This window comes from Litoribrevibacter euphylliae, from assembly GCF_042646085.1.
In the GTDB taxonomy this organism is placed as follows: domain Bacteria; phylum Pseudomonadota; class Gammaproteobacteria; order Pseudomonadales; family Litoribrevibacteraceae; genus Litoribrevibacter; species Litoribrevibacter euphylliae.
This window is the reverse complement of sequence record NZ_JBHRSZ010000002.1, coordinates 1,164,118-1,191,114: the sequence shown is the minus strand read 5'-3', so window position 1 is coordinate 1,191,114 and position 26,997 is coordinate 1,164,118. Positions and strand designations below refer to the sequence as shown.

The 26,997-nt window shown below is 46.6% G+C and carries 20 protein-coding genes; 19 read left to right on the top strand and 1 reads right to left on the bottom strand.

The genetic code is table 11. The features are described 5' to 3' along the window. Positions 1 to 105: 105 nt before the first annotated feature. The 3 genes from ACFOEK_RS07085 to ACFOEK_RS07075 all read left to right on the top strand — a co-directional run bounded on the left by ACFOEK_RS07085 (position 106) and on the right by ACFOEK_RS07075 (position 5,993). Positions 106 to 1,575: a NarK family nitrate/nitrite MFS transporter gene (locus tag ACFOEK_RS07085; protein WP_386718229.1), complete on the top strand. Its 1,470-nt coding sequence runs from the start codon at positions 106 to 108 to the stop codon at positions 1,573 to 1,575. Between the two features lie 263 nt (positions 1,576 to 1,838). Next, positions 1,839 to 4,058: a molybdopterin oxidoreductase family protein gene (locus tag ACFOEK_RS07080; protein WP_386718226.1), complete on the top strand. Its 2,220-nt coding sequence runs from the start codon at positions 1,839 to 1,841 to the stop codon at positions 4,056 to 4,058. A gap of 15 nt (positions 4,059 to 4,073) precedes the next feature. Next, complete coding sequence (locus ACFOEK_RS07075; protein WP_386718223.1) at positions 4,074 to 5,993, top strand: DmsC/YnfH family molybdoenzyme membrane anchor subunit; 1,920 nt, start codon at positions 4,074 to 4,076, stop codon at positions 5,991 to 5,993. Positions 5,994 to 6,105: 112 nt separating this feature from the next. Here the strand turns inward: ACFOEK_RS07075 and ACFOEK_RS07070 are convergent, their stop codons facing one another. After that, positions 6,106 to 6,912, bottom strand: coding sequence for a tetratricopeptide repeat protein (locus ACFOEK_RS07070; protein WP_386718220.1), 807 nt, complete (start codon positions 6,910 to 6,912; stop codon positions 6,106 to 6,108). 524 nt (positions 6,913 to 7,436) lie between these two features. Between ACFOEK_RS07070 and nirB the strand changes: the two genes are divergently transcribed. The 16 genes from nirB (at position 7,437) to ACFOEK_RS06990 (ending at position 26,995) form a co-directional block, all read left to right on the top strand. Further along, entirely contained in the window at positions 7,437 to 9,980 is a 2,544-nt protein-coding gene (gene nirB, locus ACFOEK_RS07065) for a nitrite reductase large subunit NirB (RefSeq protein ID WP_386718217.1), read from the top strand. 58 nt (positions 9,981 to 10,038) lie between these two features. Continuing rightward, positions 10,039 to 10,368 carry a nitrite reductase small subunit NirD gene (nirD, locus tag ACFOEK_RS07060; protein ID WP_386718214.1) on the top strand — a complete coding sequence of 110 codons (330 nt, stop codon included), beginning with the start codon at positions 10,039 to 10,041 and terminating at the stop codon, positions 10,366 to 10,368. A gap of 170 nt (positions 10,369 to 10,538) precedes the next feature. After that, on the top strand, positions 10,539 to 11,123 hold the full coding sequence (locus tag ACFOEK_RS07055; RefSeq protein ID WP_386718211.1) for an ANTAR domain-containing response regulator: 585 nt from the start codon (positions 10,539 to 10,541) through the stop codon (positions 11,121 to 11,123). Between the two features lie 595 nt (positions 11,124 to 11,718). After that, complete coding sequence (locus tag ACFOEK_RS07050) at positions 11,719 to 13,092, top strand: CmpA/NrtA family ABC transporter substrate-binding protein (RefSeq protein WP_386718208.1); 1,374 nt, start codon at positions 11,719 to 11,721, stop codon at positions 13,090 to 13,092. Positions 13,093 to 13,196: 104 nt separating this feature from the next. Then, positions 13,197 to 14,195 (top strand): ABC transporter permease, encoded by a 999-nt coding sequence (locus ACFOEK_RS07045; RefSeq protein ID WP_386718205.1) that lies wholly within the window; start codon positions 13,197 to 13,199, stop codon positions 14,193 to 14,195. A gap of 183 nt (positions 14,196 to 14,378) precedes the next feature. Continuing rightward, on the top strand, positions 14,379 to 15,221 hold the full coding sequence (locus ACFOEK_RS07040; RefSeq protein ID WP_386718202.1) for an ABC transporter ATP-binding protein: 843 nt from the start codon (positions 14,379 to 14,381) through the stop codon (positions 15,219 to 15,221). A gap of 135 nt (positions 15,222 to 15,356) precedes the next feature. Next, positions 15,357 to 16,595 carry an alginate export family protein gene (locus ACFOEK_RS07035; RefSeq protein WP_386718199.1) on the top strand — a complete coding sequence of 413 codons (1,239 nt, stop codon included), beginning with the start codon at positions 15,357 to 15,359 and terminating at the stop codon, positions 16,593 to 16,595. Between the two features lie 184 nt (positions 16,596 to 16,779). Continuing rightward, positions 16,780 to 18,849 carry an FAD-dependent oxidoreductase gene (locus tag ACFOEK_RS07030; protein ID WP_386718196.1) on the top strand — a complete coding sequence of 690 codons (2,070 nt, stop codon included), beginning with the start codon at positions 16,780 to 16,782 and terminating at the stop codon, positions 18,847 to 18,849. A 27-nt stretch (positions 18,850 to 18,876) separates the two neighbouring features. Next, the gene (locus tag ACFOEK_RS07025; protein WP_386718193.1) at positions 18,877 to 20,262 is read left to right on the top strand and encodes a cytochrome c3 family protein; all 1,386 of its coding nucleotides are present in this window, start codon (positions 18,877 to 18,879) and stop codon (positions 20,260 to 20,262) included. Positions 20,263 to 20,451: 189 nt separating this feature from the next. After that, entirely contained in the window at positions 20,452 to 21,048 is a 597-nt protein-coding gene (locus ACFOEK_RS07020; RefSeq protein WP_386718190.1) for a Tll0287-like domain-containing protein, read from the top strand. 71 nt (positions 21,049 to 21,119) lie between these two features. After that, positions 21,120 to 21,464: a c-type cytochrome gene (locus ACFOEK_RS07015; RefSeq protein ID WP_386718188.1), complete on the top strand. Its 345-nt coding sequence runs from the start codon at positions 21,120 to 21,122 to the stop codon at positions 21,462 to 21,464. Between the two features lie 40 nt (positions 21,465 to 21,504). Then, positions 21,505 to 21,858, top strand: coding sequence for a group I truncated hemoglobin (locus ACFOEK_RS07010; protein WP_386718186.1), 354 nt, complete (start codon positions 21,505 to 21,507; stop codon positions 21,856 to 21,858). A 60-nt stretch (positions 21,859 to 21,918) separates the two neighbouring features. Continuing rightward, positions 21,919 to 22,896: a 2Fe-2S iron-sulfur cluster-binding protein gene (locus ACFOEK_RS07005; RefSeq protein WP_386718183.1), complete on the top strand. Its 978-nt coding sequence runs from the start codon at positions 21,919 to 21,921 to the stop codon at positions 22,894 to 22,896. A gap of 424 nt (positions 22,897 to 23,320) precedes the next feature. Beyond that, entirely contained in the window at positions 23,321 to 24,574 is a 1,254-nt protein-coding gene (locus ACFOEK_RS07000) for an alginate export family protein (protein ID WP_386718180.1), read from the top strand. A 180-nt stretch (positions 24,575 to 24,754) separates the two neighbouring features. Beyond that, positions 24,755 to 25,225 (top strand): hypothetical protein, encoded by a 471-nt coding sequence (locus ACFOEK_RS06995; RefSeq protein ID WP_386718178.1) that lies wholly within the window; start codon positions 24,755 to 24,757, stop codon positions 25,223 to 25,225. Positions 25,226 to 25,984: 759 nt separating this feature from the next. After that, a complete protein-coding gene (locus ACFOEK_RS06990) occupies positions 25,985 to 26,995 on the top strand; it encodes a hypothetical protein (protein WP_386718175.1) in 1,011 nt (336 codons plus the stop codon). Positions 26,996 to 26,997 lie beyond the last annotated feature (2 nt).

Below are 26,997 nucleotides of genomic sequence, written 5' to 3'. Positions count from 1 at the left end.
AAAATTATATCTCTAACTAATTGAAATTATTGATGAATTCTTTGGGTGGTACTTGCCTTGCTATTTCCGGGTATCCGATTTCTAATTTTAGCAAGGACCTCTGCCATGAGTACTTCTGATAAATTCAACCTCTTTTCCTTTAGTGGGAAGATGAAAATCCTCCACATGAGTTGGATTGCCTTCTTCCTTACTTTCTATGTGTGGTTTAACCACGCGCCATTAGGTGGTGTGATCTCTGAATCGTTGGGACTAACCACAGCTCAGTTTAAGACATTACTGATTCTTAACGTGGCTTTGACCATTCCTGCTCGTGTCATCATTGGTATGCTGACGGACAAATACGGTCCTCGTATCGTTTACTCTTCTATCTTGTTCCTAGGCAGTATTCCTTGCTTCATGTTTGCTTTGGCGGACACCTTCGAACAAGCGGCCATTGCGCGTTTCCTTCTTGGTTTCGTGGGTGCTGGTTTTGTAGTTGGTATTCGTATGGTGTCTGAGTGGTTCCCTGCAAAACAACTGGGTACTGCGGAAGGTATCTACGGCGGTTGGGGTAACTTCGGTTCGGCAGCCGGTGCGATGAGTCTACCGGCGATTGCTTTGTTGTTTGGTGGTGAAGACGGTTGGAGATATGCAATTGGTATCACGGGTCTGCTTTCTTTAGTCTTCAGCTTCATCTGGTACAAGAACGTTACCGATACACCAAAAGGTTCTACCTATTTCAAGCCTAAGAACAACGGTGGTATGGAAGTGACCTCGAAAGGTGACTTTGTATTGCTATTAATTATGAAGATTCCTATGTATGCAGCCTTGGCGTTGTTGACTTGGAAGTTGTCACCAAATGGCGTTTCAATGCTTTCTGAATTGGCCGCTAACCTGATCTACGTTGGTTTGGCAGTACTTTATGTTTATGACAGCTATAAAGCCTACAGCATTAATAAAAACATCTTTAAAGAAGAAGTACCTGAGATTCATCGTTATGAGTTCAAACAAGTGGCGGTATTGAACATCCTGTACTTTGCAACCTTTGGTTCTGAGCTGGCAGTGATTTCTATGTTGCCATTGTTCTTTGCTGAAACCTTCGAGTTATCTATGGTTCAGGCTGGTTTGGTGGCGTCTGCTTATGCCTTTATGAACCTAATGTCTCGTCCTGGTGGTGGTTTGATTTCAGATAAATTCGGTCGTAAGAAAACACTGCTTATCTTAACGGCTGGTTTGGCGGTTGGTTATCTAACCATGGCGATGATTGATTCAAGCTGGCCGTTAGTTGTTGCGATTATTGCAGCGATGGCGTGTTCATTCTTTGTGCAAGCGGGTGAAGGGGCAGTATTCGCAGCCGTACCTTTGATCAAGCGTCGTTTGACAGGTCAGATTGCTGGTATGACAGGTGCTTACGGTAACGTCGGTGCAGTGTTCTATCTAACAGTTCTTTCGATGGTGAGTTATCAAACCTTCTTCTTGGTGATCGCGGCGACGGCGGTACTTGGTTTTGTAACCTTGTTCTTGATGAAAGAGCCTAAAGGTGAGATCGCGGAAATTGATGAGCATGGTCAGGTACAAATGATCAGCGTGAGCTAAGTCTTACAGTGTATTGCTCTGGGAAGGCCGGTTTTTGAACCGGCCTTTTTTGTGGGTGAGAGAAATTGGTGCGCTGAATTAAGTAAACCTAAAGTTTGCATGGGTATTCTGGTTTGGTTCTTGCTAATTAATGGTAGTGAAAAATTAAAGCTTATATAAAACAATAAGTTACATCTTGGTGCTGCATGAATCTGGTGCGATAAAGGGAGTATTGATATCAGGTTGCTTTGTTGTGGTGCGAGGTGTGGTGAGGAGAGCGAAACATGCTTTTTGGTCGTAAAGACAGAAACCCCATTCGTATTGCCGATAAAAAGGTAGCCGAGTGGAAATACACAACGTGTGGTTATTGTTCCACCGGTTGTTCGATTCACGTTGGTTTGGATAAAGAAGGCAACGCCGTTGCAACTCAAGGGGTGGCTGACGCCGATGTGAACCGAGGCAAGTTGTGCATTAAGGGTATTTTCGAGCATGAATTGTTTGAAGCACCAGGCCGGGGCAATAAACCATTAATGCGTCAAAGACCCTATGAAGACGAGTTTCAAGAAACCGATTGGGATACCGCGCTTGATCACATGGGCTCTGAAATTCAGCGCATTCAAAGCACCTATGGTAAAGACAGTTTTGCCATTATCTCGACCGGTCAGCTGTTAACAGAAGAATTCTATACTTTGGGTAAATTGGCTCGCGGTTGTATCGGTTCCAACAACTACGATGGTAATACCACGCTGTGTATGGCGTCGGCAGTATCCGGTTATAAGCGTTCGTTTGGTTCCGATGGCCCACCAGGATGTTACGAAGACTTTGAACATACCGAGTGTTTGATTGCCTGGGGCTCGAACCTGCCAGAGCAGCATCCGATTATTTATTGGCGTTTAAAAGAAGCACTGGAAAAGCGCAAATTTCCGCTGATCGTAGTTGACCCGCGTGTGACCATGTTGGCTCAATTTGCCGATATGCACCTTCCGATTACACCGGGCACGGATTTGGTGCTGCTGAACAGTTTAATGCACGTGATTCTGGACGAAGGCCTGGAAGATCGCGACTACATCAATGCGCACACCAAGGGCATTGAAGAGGTTGAAGCCTGTGTGAAGGATTACGATCCGATTACGGCCTCTAAAATCTGTGGCATTGACGAAGATACCATTCGCAACGTGGCGCGCTTGTATGCGAATGCCGGTGCTGCAATGTCGATCTGGACCATGGGCATTAACCAAAGTACTCACGGCTCAGACGGTGTCGTAGGCATCAACAGCCTGAACCTGATCACGGGGAACATCGGTAAGCCGGGCGGTACGTCGTTGTCTATCACCGGTCAATGTAATGCCATGGGGACGCGTGAGTGGTCTTCGTGTTCCGGTCTGCCCGGTTATCGTGCGCTGGAAAAACCCGAGCATCGTAAAGAAATTGCCGATTTCTGGGGCATTGATGAAGAGTTCTTCCCGAAAAAACGCGGTCTAACCGAAACCGATATTTTCCCTGCCATCGAAACCGGACAAATCAAAGGCTTATGGTTGGTAGCGACTAACCCAATGACTTCGATGCCTAACACCGCACGTATTCGTAAGACGTTAGAGAAACTCGACTTCCTGGTGATTCAGGATGCCTACGCGGATGTGGAAACGACTCATTACGCGCACATGTACCTACCTGCGGCGGTATGGGCTGAAAAGGAAGGTTGTTTCACTAATACCGAACGCCGAGTCAATATTGTACGTCAGGTGACTAAGCCGAAAGGTGATTCAAAACCTGACTTCTGGATCTTCAAAGAATTGGCCAAACGTTTCCCGAACGGCCAGAAGATTCATTTCCCTGAGACACCTTCGGGAGCATTCGAAGAAATGAAGCAATTGTCCAAAGGCGATAAACGTACCTTGGATATTTCCGGCATGAGCCATGACTTGATTGAGAAATCGCGTGGTATTCAGTGGCCGTTCCGTGAAAATGAGCTGGAAGCATCTGGTGATACAGCCGGTTCAGGCGTAAAAGGGAACTCACGTCTTTATACCGACGGTGTTTTCCAAACGCCGGATGGCAAAGCGAACCTGATCCCGTTGCCTTTCATTAATAACAACGAAGTGCCGGACGACGAATACCCATTCTGGATGAACTCCGGGCGTGTGGTTGAACATTTCCACACTCGTACTCGTACCGGTAAGTTGGGTAACTTAAACAAGTTCAGCCCAACGCCTTACATGGAAATGAACCCGGATGCGGCGGCGGAATTGGGTATTCAGCACCAATCGTATGTGCGTATCGTCAGTCGACGTGGCGATGCGGTAGTGATGGTGCAAACCACTCAGCGTGTACCGCGCAACATGGTGTTTATTCCATTCCACTTCCACGATTGTGTTAACCGTGTGTCATTAGGTCTGTTAGACCCACACTCCCGTCAACCTGCCTTTAAACAATGCGCGGTGCGTATTGAGAAGGTCGATCAGCAATTAGCGGCTGAATTGAATGCAGAACGACGCGCGTTTTAAGAGGAGTGACAGAATATGTTGATGAATGCTTGGTATAAAGTTCGCGATCGTCTTGATCAGATCGGAACCGATAACTCTGATTTGGACGACACTGCGCGTCCGATTTTCCAACCTCGCCCTGGCGAGCAAGAGTATGCAAAATTGAAAGACCCTGCGGTTCAGGATGTGAACCGTTATGGTGAAAAGATTAACTTGCTGGACATCACCCACAGTACTGGTGGCGAAGGCAACTCCATGTTTATTAACGGCAACCCGGAAGTGGGGTGTAACCCGAATCGTAATAAACAACACGGTTTCCACTTTACGGCGGATAACTGTATCGGCTGTCATGCCTGTGAAGCGGCGTGTAGTGAGAAAAATGATAACCCGGCGCACATTGCCTTCCGTTCGGTGGGTTATGTGGAAGGGGGCTCGTACCCGGACTTCAAACGCCTCAACATCTCAATGGCGTGTAACCACTGTGATAATCCAGTGTGTTTGAAAGGCTGCCCAACTAAAGCTTACACCAAGCATTCAGAATACGGTGCGGTGTTGCAGGACCCGGAAACCTGCTTCGGTTGTGGTTATTGTACTTGGGTGTGCCCGTATAATGCGCCGCAGTTAGACCCGATCAAAGGTCGCGTTTCCAAATGTAATATGTGTGTGGATCGCCTCGAAGTCGGTCTGAAACCTGCGTGTGTTTCCGCTTGTTTGGGGAATGCTCTGAATTTTGGTGTGATCGAAAATACGCCAGAAAATCGTGAGCAGATCAAAACCCAGATTCCTGGTTTCCCTGATCCATCGATCACTCAGCCAAACATTCGTTTCCAGCAAACCCGTTCTATGCCGAACGAAATGGGTCGTACCGACTCTATGCCGATTAAATACCGTAAAGAAGACGATGGTTCGTTCCGTTCTGTGGTGGATGAGAAAGCCGGTAAGGATCGTTTCTGGAACTTGGGTCGTTTGAGTTCTCGTGAGAATCCGTTGGTGATCTTCACGCTAACGACACAAGCAATTCTTGGTGCATTCTTGATGTTGTTCCTAGGTTCCATGTTAGGTGTGGATGCCATCGAAGCGGTTGAGCAAAGCGCGGTTTACTTCCCATTGTTGTTCAGCATGGTTGGTTTGCAGGTGTTGGTACTTGTATTGTCGACCTTGCATCTTGGTAAACCACTGCGTTTCTATCGAGGCTTTAACAACTTGCAAACCTCGCCGTTGAGTCGGGAAGCCTTAGGCATTGCCATGTTCCTGGCGGGCTTATCAGGTTTTACCTTCTTCAAGCTGGTCAATGTGTGGTTGGAGCTTGGCGTGGTTGATTTGATTGCTAATGGCTTTGGTGTCTTTGCCATTGTGACTGGCCTGATCGGTTTGTACTTCATGCACTGCATTTATCGTATTGAAGCGCGTCCGTTCTGGAATCACTGGCAGGTACTGACGTCGTTCTTCGGCACCATGTTCAGCTTAGGTGCGGTATTGTTGGGTGCGTTCGTGATCCCGGCGATGCTGATTGCCGGTGAGTCGGTAGCGACCATGTTGCCAATGTTGGCGGCCTTCTCTGCTATTGGTTTGATTGCTGAAGGTATTGGTTTGGTAGCGCATGCGAAGTACTTGAACACCGAAAGTGGTGAAGGTGCGGCAGCGCATTACATCCAGTGGACGACCTTTGGTAAAACCTATCTTCTACGAAATCTATTGATTGGCGCCGGTGCACTGATCATGGCTGGTATTGCTATTTTTGGTGGTGATAACGCAATGTCAGTCACTGTTGCTGCATTAACTTCGCTTGCTATGGTGCTTGCACTGTTAGCCGGTCGTGCCTTGTTCTACGTGTTGGTGATACCAACTACAATGCCAGGGGCCTTCTTCTGGAAGAACAAAGGCTTTGAGCAACACGCGCGTGATATTGGTTTGGCAGAGATGCCGCAGGTGGGGGTTGTTCCTGATCTTCACTAAAACGTTTTAGTTTTCGCTGAGTTAAGACAATAAAAAACGGAGCTATTTATCAGCTCCGTTTTTTTATGTCTGTGAGAGGTGAATGACGTTATTTCTCTTGCTCGCAATCACGCTATTTCACTTCATAGAAGTTGTCATCATCGTCGTTTTTATTATCAGTGGCCTGAGTCGTTGTGCTTTCATTACTAGGTAAGAAGGCTTTGAACTCTTGTTGCAGTTCTTCAAGCAAAGTCTTTCCTGCCAGAATCTGTTCGCTTTTGAGTTCTTCGGTGAATACTGGTTCAGTTTCCTGGGCTTCTTTCAGTCCGGCTTTTGCCGCCAATAATACCCAAGCGTAGGCGGTGATCGGGTTGCGTTGGGTGCCTTTGCCTGAATAGTGCATCAATGCCAGGTTGTGCCATGCAGTAATGAATCCTTGGTTGGCGGCGGTTTGGTAGAGTTCAAAGGCTTTTTTGAGATCTTCGACGCATCCCAAGCCGTCTTCATAAAAGGTAGCCAGATTAAATTGAGCCTGAGCCAGATTTTGTTTGGTGGCTTCGGTAAACCAATAGTGAGCAGACACCAGATCCACTTGACCCAGTTGCCCTTGGGCATAGAGTAGCCCGAGGTTGTACTGCGCTTCGGCAATATCGAACTTACCTGCACGCCAATAACATTCAGCTGCCAACTCGGGGTAGGTTTTCTGACCGTCCCCTTGTTCGTAAAACACGCCCAAGGTATAGAGCGCTTGCGTCGCGCCTTTCTCAGAGAATTGAATGGCGAGATCATACCGAGCTTGAGGGTCTTCCAGCTCTGCCAACCTTTCTATAAAGGTGGTGTTGAGCTTTGTTCGTTGCTGTTCGGTCAATAAGGCTTCCGGGGGTGCCTGCTCAGATGCCCCTCTATTAAAGAGCTTATTGATAAATTGTTTTAAGACCATAACTGTTTTCCATTAAAACTCACGCTTGTCGAACCTGATTAATGTTCTTTAAGGGTGAAGACTATTAATAGGCTAATTAGATGCAAGGTCTACGCCTTATTTATAGAAAGAAGCTTATGTAAACGTCTTGTGCTTCGAGCTGGTACAAAAAATAGTCAGTTCTTATGGTGCGTTTTTTGTTATTGGCTGATTTGTCTGTGTGACTTGTTAGATCTTGGGGCGATGAGGGATGACAAAACTGAGCAAGTGCTTGTTTTTGCACTGAACTTATTCAGAAAGATAACTAAAAAGTTAGAAAAAGAGGGTTCTGCCTCATTTTGGTAATTTCATACTGGGTGTGTGGTTTTATTTGGTGCGCCTAATTTACCAAAGCGGATGAAATTAAAAATAATAGGTGTCTATAACTTTATAACTCATTGAAAATATTTATAAAAATAAGTTTTTTCTTTCTTGGCACGCTCTCTGCTATGTCCTATGTGTATTAGAAACAATCGTGATTTTCTTAGAGTAGCGGGAAGAGTTCCATGAGTAAGCAAAGAATAGTAATTGTCGGTAATGGCATGGTTGGACATAAGTTCATCGACAACGTACTGGAAGGTGAGTCACGCGATCAGTATCAGCTCGTCACTTTCTCTGAAGAACCACGCCAAGCGTATGACCGAGTTCATTTAACAGAGTACTTTGCAGGACGATCAGCTGAAGACCTATTAATGGCTCCGGAAGGCTATTACCAAGAAAACGATGTCGAGATTCATATCAATGAAAAAATCGTAGACATTGATCTTGATGCGAAAGAAGCTATTGCTGCCAGTGGCGCCCGTGTTGCTTATGACAAACTGATTCTGGCGACGGGTTCATATCCGTTTGTTCCGCCTATTCCTGGTCACGATCAAGAACATTGTTTGGTTTATCGTACGATTGAAGACCTTGAAGCCATTAAAGCGTCTGCAAAAGTCTCTAAATCCGGTGTTGTTGTTGGTGGTGGTTTGCTTGGTTTGGAAGCCGCGAAAGCACTGCACGATTTAGAACTTCAAGCGCATGTGGTTCAGTTTGCGGATCGCCTAATGAACGTTCAGTTGGACGTGGGCGGTGGCGAAATGCTGAAGAATAAGATCGAGTCGCTAGGCGTACAGGTTCATTGCTCTAAGAACACTCTGAACATTACCGATGGCGAGAACGCTCGCTATCGTATGGAATTTGAAGACGGCGAATTCCTTGAAACAGATATGATTTTGTTCTCTGCCGGTATTCGCCCACAAGACGAGTTGGCAACCAAGGTTGGTCTAGAGGTTGGTCCTCGTGGCGGTATTGTGGTGAACAACCAGTGTCAGACATCGAACGAAGACATTTACGCGATTGGTGAGTGTGCCCTTTGGAATGGTCAGATCTTTGGTTTGGTTGCTCCAGGTTATCAGATGGCGCAAGTGGCGTACGATCACATCGCAACCTCAGGTACGACTGACAATGCCTTCACCGGTGCAGACATGTCGACCAAATTGAAGTTGATGGGTGTGGATGTTGCGAGTATTGGTGATTCATTAAGCCAGACCCCTGGTTGTCACAACTACACCTATGTGGACGAGCCTGCTGAAATCTATAAGCGCATAGTGGTCAGTGCGGATAAGAAAAAATTACTCGGTGCGGTATTGGTGGGTGAGGCCGAAGATTACGGTACCTTGCTTCAGTACGCATTGAATGGCATTGATCTGCCAGAGCATCCGGATTCATTGATTCTTCCAAATCGTGACGGTTCAGAAGCTGTGGGTCTTGGCCCAGATGCTCTGCCTGATACGGCTCAAATCTGTTCGTGTTATGACGTCAGCAAAGGGGCGATCTGTTGCAGCGTTCAAGAAGGCGCGCACACCATTGGTGATGTGAAAGATGTAACCAAAGCCGCAACGGGTTGTGGTGGTTGTGCTGCATTAGTTACCCAAGTAATGAACAGTGAACTTGAAAAGCTGGGTGTAGAAGTGAACACAGACATTTGTGAGCACTTCCCACACACGCGTCAGGAACTGTTCCATATCATCAAAGTGGAAAAGATTAAGTCATTCTACGAGTTGCTAGAGAAACACGGCAAAGGTCACGGTTGTGATATCTGTAAACCAACCGTTGGTTCTATCTTAGCCTCCGTATGGAATGAGCACGTGATGGAAGCACAAAATCATCCATTACAAGATACCAACGATTACTACATGGCCAACCTTCAGAAAGACGGTACCTACTCCATCGTGCCTCGTATGGCTGGTGGTGAGGTGACGCCAGACAAGCTAATCGTGTTGGGTGAAGTGGCTCGTGATTACAATCTGTATACCAAGGTGACAGGTGGTCAGCGTATCGACTTATTCGGTGCTCGTGCAGAGCAGCTTCCTGAAATCTGGCGTCGTCTGGTTGATGCCGGTTTCGAAACTGGTCATGCCTATGGTAAGTCGCTTCGTACAGTGAAGTCTTGTGTTGGTAGTACGTGGTGTCGTTACGGTGTGGATGACAGTGTGGGCTTAGCGGTTGAAGTTGAAAATCGTTATAAGGGCCTACGTTCGCCACACAAAATTAAATTTGCAGTTTCCGGTTGTACTCGTGAGTGTGCGGAAGCTCAAGGTAAAGACGTGGGCATCATCGCCACAGAGAACGGTTGGAACCTGTACGTATGTGGTAACGGTGGTATGAAGCCTCGTCACGCGGATTTGATTGCAACCGATCTGGATAAAGAAACCCTGATCAAATATATCGACCGCTTCTTGATGTTCTATGTTCGTACGGCAGATCGTCTACAACGTACGTCGGTATGGTTCGAAAACCTTGAAGGCGGTTTGGATTATCTGAAGAGCGTTGTGATCGACGACAAGCTTGAAATCTGTGATGAGCTTGAAAAAGACATGCAGTACGTCGTTGACACCTATGAGTGTGAGTGGAAGAAAGCGATTGATGATCCTGAGAAGTTGAAACGCTTCCGTCACTTTGTGAACTCAGATAAGAGTGACGAAAACGTAGTATTTGTTGAAGAGCGTGGCCAGATTCGTCCTGCCACCGAAGATGAGAAAAAAATTCCAGTGGCTGAGTTAGCGTAAGGGTTCGTTTTTGAACCTTTACCTAGCCATTAGCTGACTATAGAGAGAGATAGAAATCATGAGCGAAAATTGGATTGAAGTGTGTTCACTAGACGACATCGTTCCTGACACTGGTGTATGTGCCTTGATTGAAGATAAGCAGGTTGCTTTGTTCAAAACACGTACCGGTGAATTGTTTGCCATCGATAATTTTGACCCGTTCAGCAAAGCCAATGTGCTGTCACGTGGCATTGTTGGTTCTTTGGGAGACAAATTGGTTGTGGCGTCACCAGTCTACAAACAGCATTTTTGTTTAGCGACGGGCGAGTGCCTTGAAGACGAAAGCGTCAAGCTAAACGTGTACCCGGTAAAAGCGGCTAACGATAAGATCGCAGTGCAAGCCGGGTAATTAAGACCTACACAGAATAAGGTCTGAACAGAATTAAACAGTTTTTCGATTTGTTACTTCGGTAACATCTTCCCCCACTTGCCCAATACTCTGTGTTGGGCTTTTTTTCCCCAGAATGTTTAAAGGTTAGTGTTTGAAGGTCAGTGTTTAACGACTCTCAGGTTAGTGATATGACTCTTGCTTCGCAATCTACCGTCTTATTAGTTGATACGACTCAGATTCAAAGCTCGTTACTGAAGCACGCGCTTGAAGATGAAAGCTACCACGTGGTTGGTCATTTATCGGATATCGTAAATTTGGTCGACAGAGTACAGGACTCCAATGCCGAGATCGTGGTGCTATCGACTGACTCTCCCAATGATGAATTGATTCATCAATTGTCTATGCTTAGCCATCGAGCGCCGAGACCAGTGATCATGTTTGCCGAGCAAGATGCACCCGCAGTAATTGAGCAGGTGGTGAAATCGGGCGTCAGCGCGTATGTCGCCGCAGAGATTCACCCTCATCGTATTCGCTCGATTATCACTGTTGCCGTAGCACGCTTTAAAGAACAGCAAAGCTTGATTGGTGAACTTAATAAAGCAAAAAATCAATTGGCCGGACGGAAAATCATTGAACGGGCCAAAGGCTTGTTGATGGATCAGCAAGACATCAACGAAGAAGAGGCTTATACCAAGCTTCGTAAAATGGCGATGGACAAAGGTGAGCCGTTATCGACCGTTGCTCAGTCGGTTGTGGACGTTCTTTCGCTCTAAGTATTCTTTACGTTTCCATTTCTCTCACTTCAATCTGATTGATCTAATATTTTCGTTTCTCGTTTTCTTCAGAAATGCTTATTTTTTGCGCGAATTTTATAGTCGTTGGATGTGACGAACATTTCTTGTGCAAATTATTGACTCTACGGTCAGGCTATTTCGTCCTTTTTCTGGTTATGCACACAGTTTGGGCGATGTTTAAAGGAGGCGTTGCGAAATGGGCCATTTAAACAGTCGTTTGAAAGTGAAATGGGCTGTAAGCCTGGAAAATCAAGGGTTTCAAAGTTGGCACACTAGATGCTTTATAAGAAATAGGTTTATTAAACAGGGGTATCTGTTTAATAGGCCTAACTACTAACTAGCTGCCAACGGCGGTGGCTAGTGACAGAATACATAGGTCTCTTTAAGCAACGGCGCTTAGGTAGAGGCAGAGCAAAGGCGCTCATTCAGAGGTTTCAGTTCCCGCTGGAAACACTCTGAATGAGCGCCTTTTTTTGTGGTTTGGATTTGGTACTGAACACATCGGTACTGCTGATAACAACAATGGAATGAATAGTACTTCCAATAAGAACGAGCAATTAGATAGGAGCTAGCCATGAAAAAGTGGTTGAAACCGTTTAAGTTTGCAGCAATCGCTGCATGTGTAAGCCTGGGTGCCACAACGGTACACGCTGAGAAATTGGGTTATCCGGAGAAAGAAGAGCTGAAGTTCGGCTTCATTAAGCTCACCGACATGGCCCCCATCGCGATTGCCTATGAAAATGGCTACTTCGAAGACGAAGGTCTGTACGTCACCATCGAAGCTCAGGCCAACTGGAAGGTACTACTTAACGGCGTGATTGATGGCAGCCTAGATGGTGCACACATGCTGGCAGGTCAGCCCATTGCCGCCACCATGGGCTTTGGTACTAAAGCCGACATCATCACCCCGTTTTCCATGGATTTGAACGGTAATGGCATCACGGTTTCCAATGAAATTTGGGAGCAAATGAAACCAAACATTCCAAAAATGGCGGACGGCCGTCCAGTTCATCCAATTAAGGCAGATGCTTTAAAGCCCGTTGTGGATAAATACAACTCGGAAGGTAAGCCTTTCAATATGGGGATGGTATTCCCCGTATCTACGCATAACTACGAACTTCGTTATTGGCTAGCAGCGGGTGGTATCCACCCTGGTTACTATGCACCGCATAAAGGGGATACATCCGGTCAGATTGACGCCGATGCTTTGTTATCAGTTACTCCACCACCACAAATGCCAGCGACCCTTGAAGCAGGCACCATCTACGGTTACTGCGTAGGTGAACCATGGAACCAGCAAGCGGTATTCAAAGGCATTGGTGTACCTGTAGTGACCGATTACGAGATCTGGAAAGACAACCCGGAGAAAGTGTTCGGTATCACCAAAGAGTTCGCCGAAAAATACCCTAATACCACCATTCGCTTAACCCGTGCTCTGATTCGTGCGGCCAAATGGTTGGATGAAAACAACAACGCCAACCGCCCGGCAGCAGTGAAGATCTTGTCTCAACCTAACTATGTGGGTGCCGATTACGACGTGATCGCTAACTCTATGACAGGAACGTTCGAATACGAGAAAGGTGATAAGCGCGACGTGCCGGACTTCAACGTGTTCTTCCGTTACAACGCCACATACCCGTACTACTCAGATGCGATCTGGTATCTGACTCAAATGCGCCGCTGGGGTCAAATCAGCGAAGACAAGTCGGACGACTGGTACAAAGACATGGCTAAGAAAGTCTATCGCCCGGACATCTACGAGAAAGCGGCTCAGTCGCTTATCAAAGAAGGCCTGATGGCGTCGAAAGACTTCCCGGATTTCACTTCTGAAGACGGTTTCCGTGACCCTCAAACCCACTTCATCGACAACATCGTTTATGACGGTACTAAGCCAAACGAATACATCAATAAGTTCAGCATTGGTTTAAAAGCCGGAGACAAGTTGTAAGACAGTTACACGGGGCGTCTTGACGGGGGCCTCAAGAGACGCGGTTCGGTGCACTGCGCTGAACCCTGCGCTCGAACATCAGGATTGAGACAGGAGTGAATGTTATGTCCAGTACGACATCATTAATCAAAAAAGTAGAAGAGCAGTTTGAACTGCCAAATGCCGCTCAGGAATTCATTAAGAAGAGCGTTCAGTACGTGGGTATCCCCATGTTAGGAATTTTGGTGTTCTTGTTTTTGTGGTCGGTTGCGGCGAAAAACATTGATACCTCACTCGGTAAGTTTCCGGGGCCATCGGTGGTGATGGAGCAGTTCGGTAGCTTATATGAAGAGCATCAGGCGTCACGAGAGAAGGAAGAAGCTTTCTACGAGCGTCAGGAAGCACGAAATGCCAAGCGTATGGAAGCTGATCCGGATTATGTGCCTAAGATTCGCGCCTATACCGGTAAAGAAACCTTTCTAGATCAGATCTTTACCAGCTTAATTACTGTAATGAGTGGTTTCTTGTTAGCTGCCATCATTGCTATTCCATTGGGTATCGCCATTGGTCTAAACAAGACACTAAACACGGCAGTGAACCCGATTATTCAGATCTTTAAGCCGGTATCCCCGTTAGCCTGGTTGCCACTTGTGACCATGGTGGTCAGTGCTCTGTACACATCTTCTGATCCATTAGTAGCTAAGTCATTCCTTAACTCAATGATCACAGTAACCCTGTGCTGCTTATGGCCAATGGTAATCAACACGTCAGTAGGTGTGGCTTCCATCGACAGTGATTTGGTGAACGTAAGTCGCGTACTTCGTCTACCAGCGATTAAACATGTTCAGAAAATTGTTTTACCAGCGTCTATTCCAATGATCTTCACGGGTATGCGTTTATCACTAGGTATCGCTTGGATGGTATTGATCGCTGCAGAAATGCTAGCTCAGAACCCAGGTCTAGGTAAGTTTGTTTGGGATGAATTCCAAAACGGTAGTTCCGATTCATTAGGTCGCATTATGGCTGCAGTAATCGTAATTGGTTTCATTGGTTTCTTGTTGGATCGCGCAATGCTTCAAATTCAGCGCATCGTGTCATGGGATAAATCGTCAGCTTCCCGTTAACTAAAAGCCATTAACAAGAAACATCTTTAATCTGAAAAACATTATTAGAAAGCGTAATCAAGGCAGGCGATACAAGGCAAAAACTGACGAAAAAGCGGAGTTTATAACTCATAAATGAGCACTTTGAGTCAGTTTTTAACACAGTAGCGGCCACGTCGATAGCTTTCAGGAGAGGAAAGAACAATGAGCGCACTTCTAGATATTTCAAAAATGGACATGGTGTTTGATACACCGAAAGGCCCGTTCACCGCATTGCAGGGTGTCGATCTAAAAATTGAAAAAGGTGAATTCGTATCGCTAATCGGTCACTCAGGTTGTGGTAAGTCAACCGTACTAAACGTGGTGGCCGGCTTGTATCAGGCGTCTAAAGGCGGCGTGGTTCTTAATGGCAAAGAAGTGAATGAACCGGGCCCGGAGCGGGCGGTAGTTTTCCAGAATCATTCCTTATTGCCTTGGTTATCTGCCTACGAAAATGTCGAGCTTGCAGTGAAGCAAGTCTTCGGAAAGTCAAAAAGCAAAGCCGAAGTCAAAGAGTGGGTGGAGCATAACCTGAGACTGGTACACATGGATCACGCCATGCATAAGCGCCCCGATGAAATCTCCGGCGGTATGAAACAGCGTGTAGGGATTGCCCGCGCATTGGCTATGCAACCTGAAATCTTGCTAATGGATGAGCCGTTCGGTGCCCTGGATGCACTAACGCGTGCTCACATGCAGGATTCTCTGATGGAGATTCAGAACGAACTGAACAACACCGTCATCATGATTACGCACGATGTGGACGAAGCCGTGTTGCTGTCGGATCGCATTGTGATGATGACCAACGGTCCGGCGGCAACTGTGGGCGAAATTCTGGATGTGAAACTGGAACGACCACGGGATCGCTTGTCGCTGGCGGAAGACCCGGAATACAACCGTTTGCGTTCTGAAGTCTTGAAGTTCTTGTATGAGAAACAACGCAAAGTTGAACCGATCAGTAAGGCTGCAGCGGCTAAGAAAGATAGAAAAGCAGAAGAGGTCGCTTAGAAGAGGTCGCCTAGAAAAGGTCACGTCAGAGATTTCTAAAACGAAATACCCAAAACGTGCACCACGATCATCAGAAGTCGTGGGCGCGATTAAAAAACTAGCTAATTACTAACATCAGCACTTGGAGAAGCGTAAATGAAAGCGTATTCAAACAATAAAGCAAAAGCGAATCTACTTAGCCTGGCCGTAGCAGCCGTGGTAGCAGGTCAGGCCAGCGTGGCTTCTGCCGATTTGGGCAGTGACATCACTGAAGCTCTGAAAGGTGGTAAAGCCTACGGTGACTTCCGCTTACGCTATGAAATGGTGGATCAGGACAATGCGCTAAAAGACGCCGATGCGCTGACCTTACGTTCGCGTTTGGGGTACAAAACCGGTGAAGTTCAAGGCTTCTCAGGGGTTATCGAGTTTGAAGATTCTCGCAACGTGTTAGGCATGGACGACTACAACAATACTCAAGGTAAGAACACTGACTATTCGGTGATCGCTGACCCTGAAACCACCGAAATGGATCAAGGTTACATCCAATACAAAAACGAGATGGTGACAACCAAATTTGGTCGTCAGGTGCTGACGTTGGATAACCACCGTTTTGTTGGTCATGTGGGCTGGAGACAAGATCGTCAGACCTTTGATGCGGTGACGTTGAACGTGACGCCAATGAAAGACTTGTCTGTTCAATACGCCTTCCTGGATCAACGCAATCGTATTCTAGCGGAAGAAGCCGACATTAACTCTCAAGACCATTTGTTGAACGTGGGCTACAAAACGCCGTTCGGTAAGTTGTCCGCTTATGCCTATCTATTGGAAAACGAAGATGTTGAAGACGATGCATTGGACACTTATGGCCTGCGTTTCAGCGGCAAAACCGAAGTCAGTTCAGAGTTAAAAGCTCTGTATACCCTGGAATACGCGACCCAAGACAAAGAATCTGCAGCGGGTGACAACGACGCCGACTACATGAATCTTGAAGCGGGGGCAGAGTTCAAAGGCGTGACCGCCAAGTTGGGCTACGAAGTACTGGGTTCAGACGACGGTGCCTACGGTTTCACAACCCCTCTCGCGACACTTCATAAATTCAACGGTTGGGCGGATCAATTCTTGGGTACACCAGGCCAAGGGTTAGTGGATATGTCGTTGACGGTCAGCGGCAAAGTGGCTGGTGTAAAACTGATGGCTGTGTATCACGAGTTTGAAGCCGATGAAGAATCTAACGGTGTGGACGATTTGGGCAGCGAACTGGATCTGTTAGTGGCTAAGAAATTCAGCGACAACTACTCCGGCGGTATCAAATACGCAGCCTATTCAGCGGGTGATGACGCCGCAGGCAAAGTGGATACCGATAAAGCGTGGTTGTGGATGAGTGCGAAGTTCTAAGTCTTGTAGCGAAACCTGACTTTGAACATGCAGTAAGAAGTACTATCAAGTGACTTGAAAGTAACTGACTTAACCCCGGTGCTTAGTACGCGAGTGCCACGCAGCTTTTTGAAGCAGTTAAGTATCGGTGGGAATAAGTATCAGTGGGTCACTTGATAGGTTTTTGTGATGAAGAGTGACCGTGATGAATAGCTCGAATGTATCGCTGAAAGACGTAGAGATAGTTGATCCTTCTGAGGTTGCAGTGGATCTTGCCAACGAAAGCAGACCGACCAAGGTAACGGATCGAATCGTTGTTATTGGTTCTGGCCCGGTAGGCATGCGTTTTGTTAAAGAGCTGTTGACGAGACAACCCTTAGCGAAGATTCAACTGTTTGGAAACGAGCCGTTTCAACCTTATAACCGAGTACAACTTTCGGCGCTGTTAGCGGGGGAAGTCACTCGTGATGACATTGATCTGTCGTTACCTGATTCCCACCTACATCCGAATTTTGACTACCTCATTGCCACCATTAAAGGTGTTGATACCGAGCAGAAAACGCTGGTGGATGCCAACGGACAACGTTATTCCTATGATCGACTGATTTTCGCTACGGGGGCACGAGCACATGTGCCGAATATTCCTGGTGTGGATCAAAGCGGTGTTTATACGTTTCGAAATTTAAAAGACACAGAATTCTTATACGCACGCGTTGCCAGTGCTCGCCATGTGGTGGTTGTCGGTGGCGGCTTACTGGGCTTAGAAGCGGCGCGCGCGTTATCCCGACTCAATACCAAAGTCACCTTGGTGCAACAGGGATCACGACTGATGAATCGTCAGCTCGATGAAACTGCCGCTGAGTTACTGAAACAGCAAGTGGAAGCCTTGGGGATTCGGGTGATTACCTCGTCCGGTGTACGAGCTATTCACTCGGCGAAAGAGGTGATTCCCGGTCGCAACAGTGTCACTGGTGTAACGACTTACTACGGTGAAGACATCGAGTGCGACACTGTGGTGCTATGCGCGGGCATCAAACCCAATATCGAATTAGCCAGAGATTCCAAGCTCAAAGTGGCCAATGGCATCGTGGTCAACGATGACTTACAAACGTCCGATAAGGCGGTCTATGCCATTGGTGAATGTTGTGAACACCAGGGAGAAACTTACGGATTAGTTAACCCTGGGCTAGAACAAGCGGCCATTGCTGCTGATGTGATTTCAGGCGGACACTCAAAATATCTTGGCTCTCTTACCGTCAGTCGCCTGAAAGTGGTGGGGCAAAAAGTCTACAGCATGGGCGAAGTGACTGATTTGGTTCGTCGTCCGTTTCAAACCGTGGTGTGTTTTGAGGATAAGCAACAAGGCCTATATCGAAAACTGGTGTTTTTGAAAGGCAAACTGATTGGCGCCTTGGCCTATGGTGAATGGCCGGAGTTAAACCGAATTCAAGAAGCCTTTAAACAAGGTCGAACCATTTACCCTTGGCAACTGCTGACGTTTCAATTAACAGGCCGTTTGTGGCTCAAAGAGCAGTCTCAGGATGTCTCGACCTGGCCAGTTGAAGCCGTAGTCTGCCAATGCAATAACATCTCTCAAGGTGAGCTCAGTCATTACTTATCCACAGGCTGCGCTTCGGTCGCCGAGCTTTCTGAACAGACTGGTGCCGGAACCGTATGTGGTTCATGCAAGCCATTACTTTCGCAGTTGGTCGAACACCATTCTGGTGAAAGTGCAGAGCGTGAAAAAGAACGCGGATGGATGCCCGTATTGTTCGGCAGTGTGATGGCAGTATTGCTGGCCTTGCTGCTTATTTTTCAACCGGAAGCGCACGTCTCCGACAGTGTTCAAACACAAGGTTGGTTTGAACACATCTGGAATGATGGTTTTTGGAAACAAGTGACCGGATTCACTCTGCTTGGGCTGACTCTGATTGGCTTGATCATGTCTTTGCGTAAACGACTTAACTGGTCTTGGATGGGGCAGTTTGCATACTGGCGGACTTTACACACAGTGCTTGGCATGGTGTGTGTTGCTGTGCTGATTTTTCATACTGGCTTTCATCTGGGCGTCAATCTTAATCAACTGTTGATGATTAACTTTCTGGCAGTGATTGCCTTGGGAGCTATGGCCGGCGCGGTTGTTGGACTGAGTCATAAACTGCCCATATCAGCCGCGTTGAATGTTCGTAAGACCTGGACTTGGTTACATATTTTAGTGACATGGCCGTTGCCAGCTTTGCTCGCGGCTCACATTTTGTCTGTGTATTACTTTTAGCGAGAAGACGGTAGCGGAGAAGACGAAATGAAGAAGTGGTTATGGATTTTTTGGGTACTTATTACGCTGTCAGTCACCGGCTTTTATGGCTACAAAATGACACTGGATGAGGACAAAACTGAGCTATTGATTGGTGATGCAACTCACGGTCATTTCCAGATCGAACTGGCCTGTGAGTCCTGTCATAGTGAACCCTTTGGCGGCCAAGAGGTACTTCAGAATGCCTGTACTAATTGCCATCAGCAAGAACTCAAAGACGCCCATGATTCACACCCGAAGAAGAAGTTCACTGACCCTCGTAATGCCGATCTATTAGAAGTGATTGATGCGCGTTATTGCGTAAGTTGCCACACTGAACACCAAGAAGAACAAACACATGATATGGGTGTGACCCTGCCGGACGATTATTGCTTTCATTGCCATCAATCGGTGGGTGAAGAACGTCCTAGCCATAAAGATTTACCGTTTGATTCGTGCGCCAGTTCAGGCTGTCACAACTACCACGACAACAAAGCTTTGTATGAGTCTTTCCTGGTTAAAAACAGCGGTGGTGAATGGTTGAAGCATCTGGATGAGATCAACACCAATCGTGCTATTCCCTCGTATGCGGCTTCTCAATCCGTGGATCAGCAAGAAATTAGCACGTTAACGGCCGAGCTTTTTGCTCAGAAAATGGCATCGCATCCGGACATCAATAATCACTGGCAAGCCAGCGCCCACGAGCAGGCGGGATTGTCTTGCGGTGGCTGTCATCTTACCGGGGCCAGTACAAACGATCAGACCTCTTTGGCAGCCGCGTGGATCGAACAACCAGGCGTCGAGCAATGCCAAAGTTGCCACCAACAAGAAGCGTCCGGTTTTCTGGAAGGCAAGCATGGAATGAAGTTGGCGCAGGGCTATATCGCCAAAATTTCAGACATGTCATCAGAATATTCAGGACTGTCGTTTTCTGAGCTAGTTCAAGACAACCAACATGGGTGCAACAGCTGCCATAGCGCGCACTCTTTTGATACCGAATACGCCGCTACAGAAGCCTGTTTATCCTGTCATACCGATGAACATTCGAAGAATTTTACGGCGTCTCCTCACGCTCAACTTAAGGACAAAGTACTGGAAGGCAGTCTGGCTGCGGCTTCGCAAGTAACCTGCGCTACATGCCACATGCCAAGAGTAAAAGAGAAGCAAGCTGGCACAGAAGTTGTTCGTGTAGAACATAACCAAAATCTGAATCTTCGACCCAATGAAAAGATGATTCGAAGTGTTTGTCTCGATTGTCACAACTTGGCGTTTTCCATTGATGCCTTGGCCGATGAATCACTGATTCAAAGCAACTTCAAAGGCAAACCCAGTAAACACATAGAGTCGATTGATTGGGCGCTGGAACGGGAAAATAAGAACGCTCGTAAAGAGTAACGAATACAAAACATAAAACAATAAGGGTAACTCATTACCCAAGGCAGTCAGAAAAGAGGGACGCAGTTAAAGGTTCCCAGGGCTGTCGGAGTGAACACGGATTTCTGCGAGCACAGACTCAAGAAATACCAATAACTGATTAGCACGATTATTAGAACGACCAATTTTTGCACTGATGAGGAAGCAATTATGAAGAAACTAATGAAAGGCAAAGCAATCAAGTGTGCACTCTCGGCCAGCGTTGCAGCGGCTGCATTAACTGTCAGCGGATGCGGTGAATCGGAGGCAAGCAAAGGCATTGAGCCAAGCTTGTATACCGATTCCTTGTTTGCTGTTATGAAAGCCGACCGTACCAACTATACCAAGTACATCATCAAGCGCTTAGGACCAAAAGGCGCTGGTGTAATCAAGCCCGACGAGCATTGGCAGGACATCGAAAATGGTGCCTTGTTGCCAGCTCAGATGTTCCGAGCAGGGGCTGAAGCCGTGGCTGAGATGACCGACAAGTTCACTTACTCACTGCAATCGAACTGGCCAATTAACTCGCAAAATGCGCCGAAAACGCCAATGGAAAAAGAAGGTTTGGAGTTCATTGCTGCCAATCCCGGTGAGAACTTCTACGGTGAAGAAACCTTGGGTGACACCACTTATTTCACCGCCGTTTACCCGGACGTAGCAGTATCGGAAGCTTGCACCAGCTGCCATAACGAACATAAAGATTCACCGAAAACCGACTTTAAGATTGGGGAAGTGATGGGTGGGGTGGTGATCCGCGTTCCTTTATAGCGATTAAACGTTGTTTGAAGTGAGGCAATCACTTAGTGGATTGCTTCCGTTCATGAACAGGAGAATCTCTTATGGAAAAGACAGCCATCCGCCTACAACGAAGAACTGTCGGACGACTAGGGTTAGTATGCCTAACCACGTTAGTACTTACGGCATGCGGTAACCCTGAGTTGGAGTTGGGCGAACAAATCTACACGGGAACCTGTAAAGCCTGCCATGCTGGAGGCATTAACGGCGCGCCGATACTTGGCAATAACAAAATGTGGTCAAAACGAGCACCGCAGGGCATCCCGACCTTGGTCGAGCACGCCAGTAACGGTTACGGCTTGATGCCGGCAAAGGGCGGTAATACCAGCCTCAACGAACAAGAGATCACGGCAGCAGTCAAGTTCATGCTGAGCCAGTTAGAAAACTAAAAACGAATACATAAATAACAACGATGATGAGGAACTGACTATGTCTGTTTATGAAAAGATTGGTGGTGACGCGGCAGTAAACGCAGCTGTGGATATCTTTTATCGCAAAGTCCTGGCGGATGATCGCATCAGTGACTTCTTCGATACAGTGGATATGGAAGCACAGCACGCCAAACAAAAAGCCTTCTTAACCATGGCGTTTGGCGGGCCGAACAGTTACACCGGAAAAGACATGCGTGAAGCACACAAGCACATGAACCTGACCGAAGAACATTTTAATGCGGTGGCCGAGAATTTGGTTGGCACACTTGAGGAGCTGGAAGTACCGCAAGAATACATCGACGAAATTGTCGGCATCGCCGTCAGTGTTAAAGACGATGTGCTCAATAAATAACTTATCAACTCACTGAGTAATACATCAACGTAATGATTATTCATCAAGCAGGTTTGGGTTATGTCTCAGGTTCACTTTGAAGACGCAGTGATTGATTTAAACGAAGGCGAAAGTGTGCTGGATGGCTTGCTTCGTTCCGGTGTCGACATCGCTTTTGGTTGTAAATCCGGGGTGTGTCAGTCGTGTTTGGTTGAGGTTTCAGACGGTGATCCGCCAAGCCATGCACAGAAAGGCTTGAGTGATGCCCAAACCGCGTTGGGATACATGTTGAGCTGTCAGTGTCAGCCGACGGGCACCATGACCATCAAACGAGTGGATGCCTCGGCTCAAATGATTCCAGCAGAAGTCATCGAAAAGCATTGGCTGAACGACAATGTTTTGGGGTTGCGACTTAAAGCACCGTTAACCTATCGTGCCGGCCAATACGTCACTCTGTGGCGAAATGAAACACTAGCTCGGAGTTATTCTCTAGCGAGTCATCCTGAATCGGACGACTTCCTCGAATTCCATATTAAAGTCATCCCTGAAGGACAAGTAAGCTCATGGTTAGCGAATGACGTTTCTGAAGGCGAGAAAGTATCGCTGCAAGGGCCGATGGGGAAGTGTTTTTACACGGCTTCTTCTCCGGAACAACCGATTCTAATGGCGGCCATTGGCACCGGCCTCGCGCCAATATACGGCATTCTAAAAGACGCTCTAGCGCAAGGACACTTTGGCCCTATTGATGTGGTGCTTGGCGCAAAAGACGCCAGCGGTTTTTACTACCTCGAAGCCTTAGCCGAACTTGCTCAACACTATGAAAACCTATCGATTCATGCTGTCAGCCAGGACGCTTCGATCGCAGAGTGTGAAGGCATTACATCAGTACAGTCTGATGTTTACGACTACTGCAACGAACTCTGGCCGAATCTAAAAGGCTATCGAATTTTCTTATGCGGTGCCGACAGCTTTGTAAAAAAACTGCGTAAGCAAAGTTTCTTAGCCGGAGCCGGAATGGGCGACATCTCCGCCGATGTTTTTATTCCGGCTGGTGGATAAAGCCAATTGATTTAAGATTTCACTCCTTTGAGCCAATCGTTGAAGACAGTCTCTTTAATGGGCGGCTCTTTTTTTGTTTCTGCATGATCTTTTTAGATGCCGCTTGTTTGGAACCGCTCGCACTTGTCTGTGGGTATAGAGCTTACAAGTTATTTCTATCTCCTCTTAAATATGACTTTTTTGTTACAGATCAATGAAATGTATAAAACCTGATAGTAATACTCGGGTATTGATACCTATCAGTGTTTGTCCTTCCGCTCGGCGTAGGATGCCAACTGTTGGAATCGGCGGGTGGCTCTTTCTAAAGCAAGCTAGAAACCCAGAACTAAGCACTTAGCCAAGTGTTCCTGTCGTATTCCAACTCACATCCTTACAAGAAATGACGATAGACGATGCCTCACAAGGGACATCACTGGAGTTCAATATGAAGAAAGCTAGCTTGAAAGCGCGTGGTCAAAATGCGCGAGGTTTGAATGTGTTGGGTTTGGCTATTGCAGCAGCAATGGCAGGTCAGGTGACAACGGCGTCAGCGGATTTGGGAACTGAAATTACCGATGCCTTGAAAGGCGGTACGGCCTATGGCGATTTCCGACTGAGATACGAAAACGTTGATCAGGATAATGCTCTGAAAGATGCCGATGCGCTGACCTTACGATCGAGACTAGGCTACAAGACCGGTGAAGTTCGAGGTTTTTCAGGCGTCATTGAGTTTGAAGATTCCCGAAATGTTTTGGGCATGGATGAGTACAACGATACGCAAGGTAAGAACCCAGATCGTTCGGTAATTGCTGATCCTGAAACCACTGAACTTGATCAAATGTATCTCCAATATAAAACCGATATGGTGACCACCAAGTTTGGTCGTCAGGTGTTGACGTTAGATAACCACCGCTTTGTCGGGCATGTGGGCTGGCGTCAAGACAGACAAACGTTCGATGCGGTGTCTTTAAATGTCACGCCGATGAAAGATTTGTCGATTCAGTACGCGTTCATTGATCAACGCAATCGTATTTTGGCCGAAGAAGCGGATGTGAACTCCAAAGATCACCTATTGAATGTGGGCTATCAAACGCCGTTCGGTAAGTTGTCGGGCTATGCGTATTTATTGGAAGTGGATCAGTCAACAGATAACGCGCTCGATACCTATGGTGTACGCTTCGCAGGTAAGAAAGAAGTGTCGTCTGAGCTAAGCGCACTTTATACCGTTGAATATGCCATGCAAGACGTGGAAGTAGGCAGTGCCGAAGCGGATGCTGATTACATGAATCTGGAAGCCGGTGCCGTGTTCAAAGGTGTAACCGCCAAACTGGGTTACGAAGTACTGGGGTCAGACGACGGTGACTATGGTTTCTCCACGCCATTAGCAACCCTGCATAAGTTCAATGGCTGGGCCGATCAGTTCCTGGCGACGCCAGACGAAGGTTTGGTCGATATGTCATTGAGCGTGAGCGGTATGTTGGCTGGTGTGAAACTGGCGGCGGTGTATCACGAGTTTGAAGCGGACGATGCGTCGGATGATGTGGATGATCTGGGTAGCGAACTGGATTTATCCGTCACTAAGAAATTCAGTGACAACTACTCCGGCGGTATCAAATACGCGGCTTATTCAGCGGGTGACAGCGGCGCAGGTAAAGTCGACACTGACAAAGCTTGGTTGTGGGTAAGTGCCAAGTTCTAACGCCTGTGGTTAACGCTTCATGTTAATCTAATGCGTATAAGGCTCTAGGAGTGTACTGGATCGTGCCAGTCCAGTTTGCTCTGTAGAGCCTTTCTTATTGGGGGGGGAGGATTTGTGATCGGTAGTGTTAGACTTCACCTTATCCAAATCAAAGTTATTTTATAAATATAGAACGATGTCATGAAAAATTTTTCAATATCGCATATTTATCCTGAACCAGGAGTTAATTTTAAGATCTCTCACAAGGTGGTTCATTATTTAAAAATACAATTACAAGACTTAATCGAACTGAATGATCCGGAACAGCTTAGAGATAAGAGCTTAGTATTTACGGTGTCCACGAAATATTCATGTGAAAATTTTCATATGTTGGGACCTATTGACTCTAGAGATGAGGTTGTATGGACAATTTGGCTTCCTTATGAAGAGTTCTCAAATTTAGATGAAGAATTAGAGGGATATCTGAATATGCTATCGAGTGCTACTCACTTGATATTAAAAAACTATGATGTGGATAAGAACGAAGTTGATAGTGTTTTTATGAATGTTAAAAGCGAGGTTCTAGGTAACAAAAAATATGAATACAAAGAACTTGCTATACCCATGCCCGATTTTGATCAGTTGGGTATTGATATTAAAAATCTAAAGTAGTCGCTAATACTGGCTACACAGACTTTTAAAGTTATTTTTGGGTGAGGGAGCGGTTAGTGCAGACAAGTGAGTGTCTAGATAAATTATTGAAAGTTTCCTTGATGACGTGATTTCCTGAACGAGTTATCTCCATACGGGTCATAGCCCTCTACAGTAAGAACCGTAGTTGATTCTTTATCAAAAACAATCCGCGAAACTTCCGACCTACCAAATTCGCTATCATAGTTTAGAATAGTTATTTCTTTACCGAATTGTGTAATGTTTACTTCCGATTCAGGCTTTAAAGTTGTTAGGACTGATACTTCCTCTATTGTCATTCCAGGTGAAACTTTGTTTAACTCCAGAAGCAAATTTTGAGTTGAGTACATCGAACAAGTTAACCAAATCCCATAACTCAGCCCGATAATTAATAGAATAGGAAACAGAAATCTGTAATTGATGTTTACTCTTTTCATAGTTCAGCGCGTAGACTTTTATTCTCCATCTACTCATAAAAGTAATTAGATTTCAATTTGCAGTTAATCTACTTTAATCAGTCTTCTATTATTTTAATTAATGCGCAAAAATGGTGCGCTCTATTCCAAAGATCCCATATTTCTTGGGGTTCTGTTCTGCACTTGTCTGGTGCGTTTTCCATCCCTTTATTTACTGTCTTAACTTGAATAACACTCTTGGTCGTAGTGTTTTTCAGGGCTTTTCTAAGTTGGTACACATCCTGCTCATCTACAGTTAAAGAATTCCCTTTACAGTGAGCATTCTATGGGCGAAGCAGCGGATATGTATCAAACGTTTCTTGCACAGCATCAGTTACCTGATAGCTACGCCAGCAGTGCGCGCAGTTATTTTGAGCCGGTGGCTCAGCATCTTCTTGAACTACAGCAGGCCAAGCAAGCGCCGTATTTTGTGGCGTTGAACGGTTGTCAGGGGTCGGGGAAGTCCACCTTGGCGGATTTCTTGGTGCATTGGTTTGAAGCGCATGGCAAGGCCGCCATTGCGATCTCGCTTGATGATTTCTATCTCACCCAAGCCGAACGTCAGGCATTGGCCGAGCAGGTTCATCCTTTGTTCAAAACCCGAGGCGTACCAGGAACCCACGATACCGGGCTAATGGTGGATGTGTTGTCTTCACTGGCGGTAGGCAAAGCCACAGACATTCCCCGTTTCAATAAGGCGATCGACGATCGCGTTGAGCCGTCTGAATGGACGTCGATTTCAGGCCCTGTGGATATCGTTATCTTGGAAGGCTGGTGTTGGGGCGCTCGTCATCAATCGGAGGATGATCTCTTAACGTCGGTGAACGACTTGGAAACGGCGCAAGATGCGGATGGCATTTGGCGTGGTCACGTCAATCAAACCCTGACATCGGACTATGAACCTTTGTATGCCTTTATGGATTTCTGGCTGATGTTGAAGGCGCCGTCGTTCGATTGTGTGTACCGTTGGCGATTAGAACAAGAAGAAAAGTTAAGGGCACGTTTGAGTGTCCACTCAGACATTCACTCAGACACCGATTCAGCGTCGTTAACCGCTTCTTCCGGGTTAATGGCTAATCAATCAGGGCTAATGACCACTCAATCAGGGTTAATGACTTCGGAACAAATCGCCCAATTTATTCAGTTTTATCAGCGGATTACCGAGCGTTTATTAATCACGCTGCCGGAACATGCTGATGTGGTTTGGCATCTGGACGAGGATCGACGCATTTGTTTGTGTACGACCCGTGCTTCATTCAACCACATAAATTCATCCTCCTATAGGGAAGGAGAGTAACC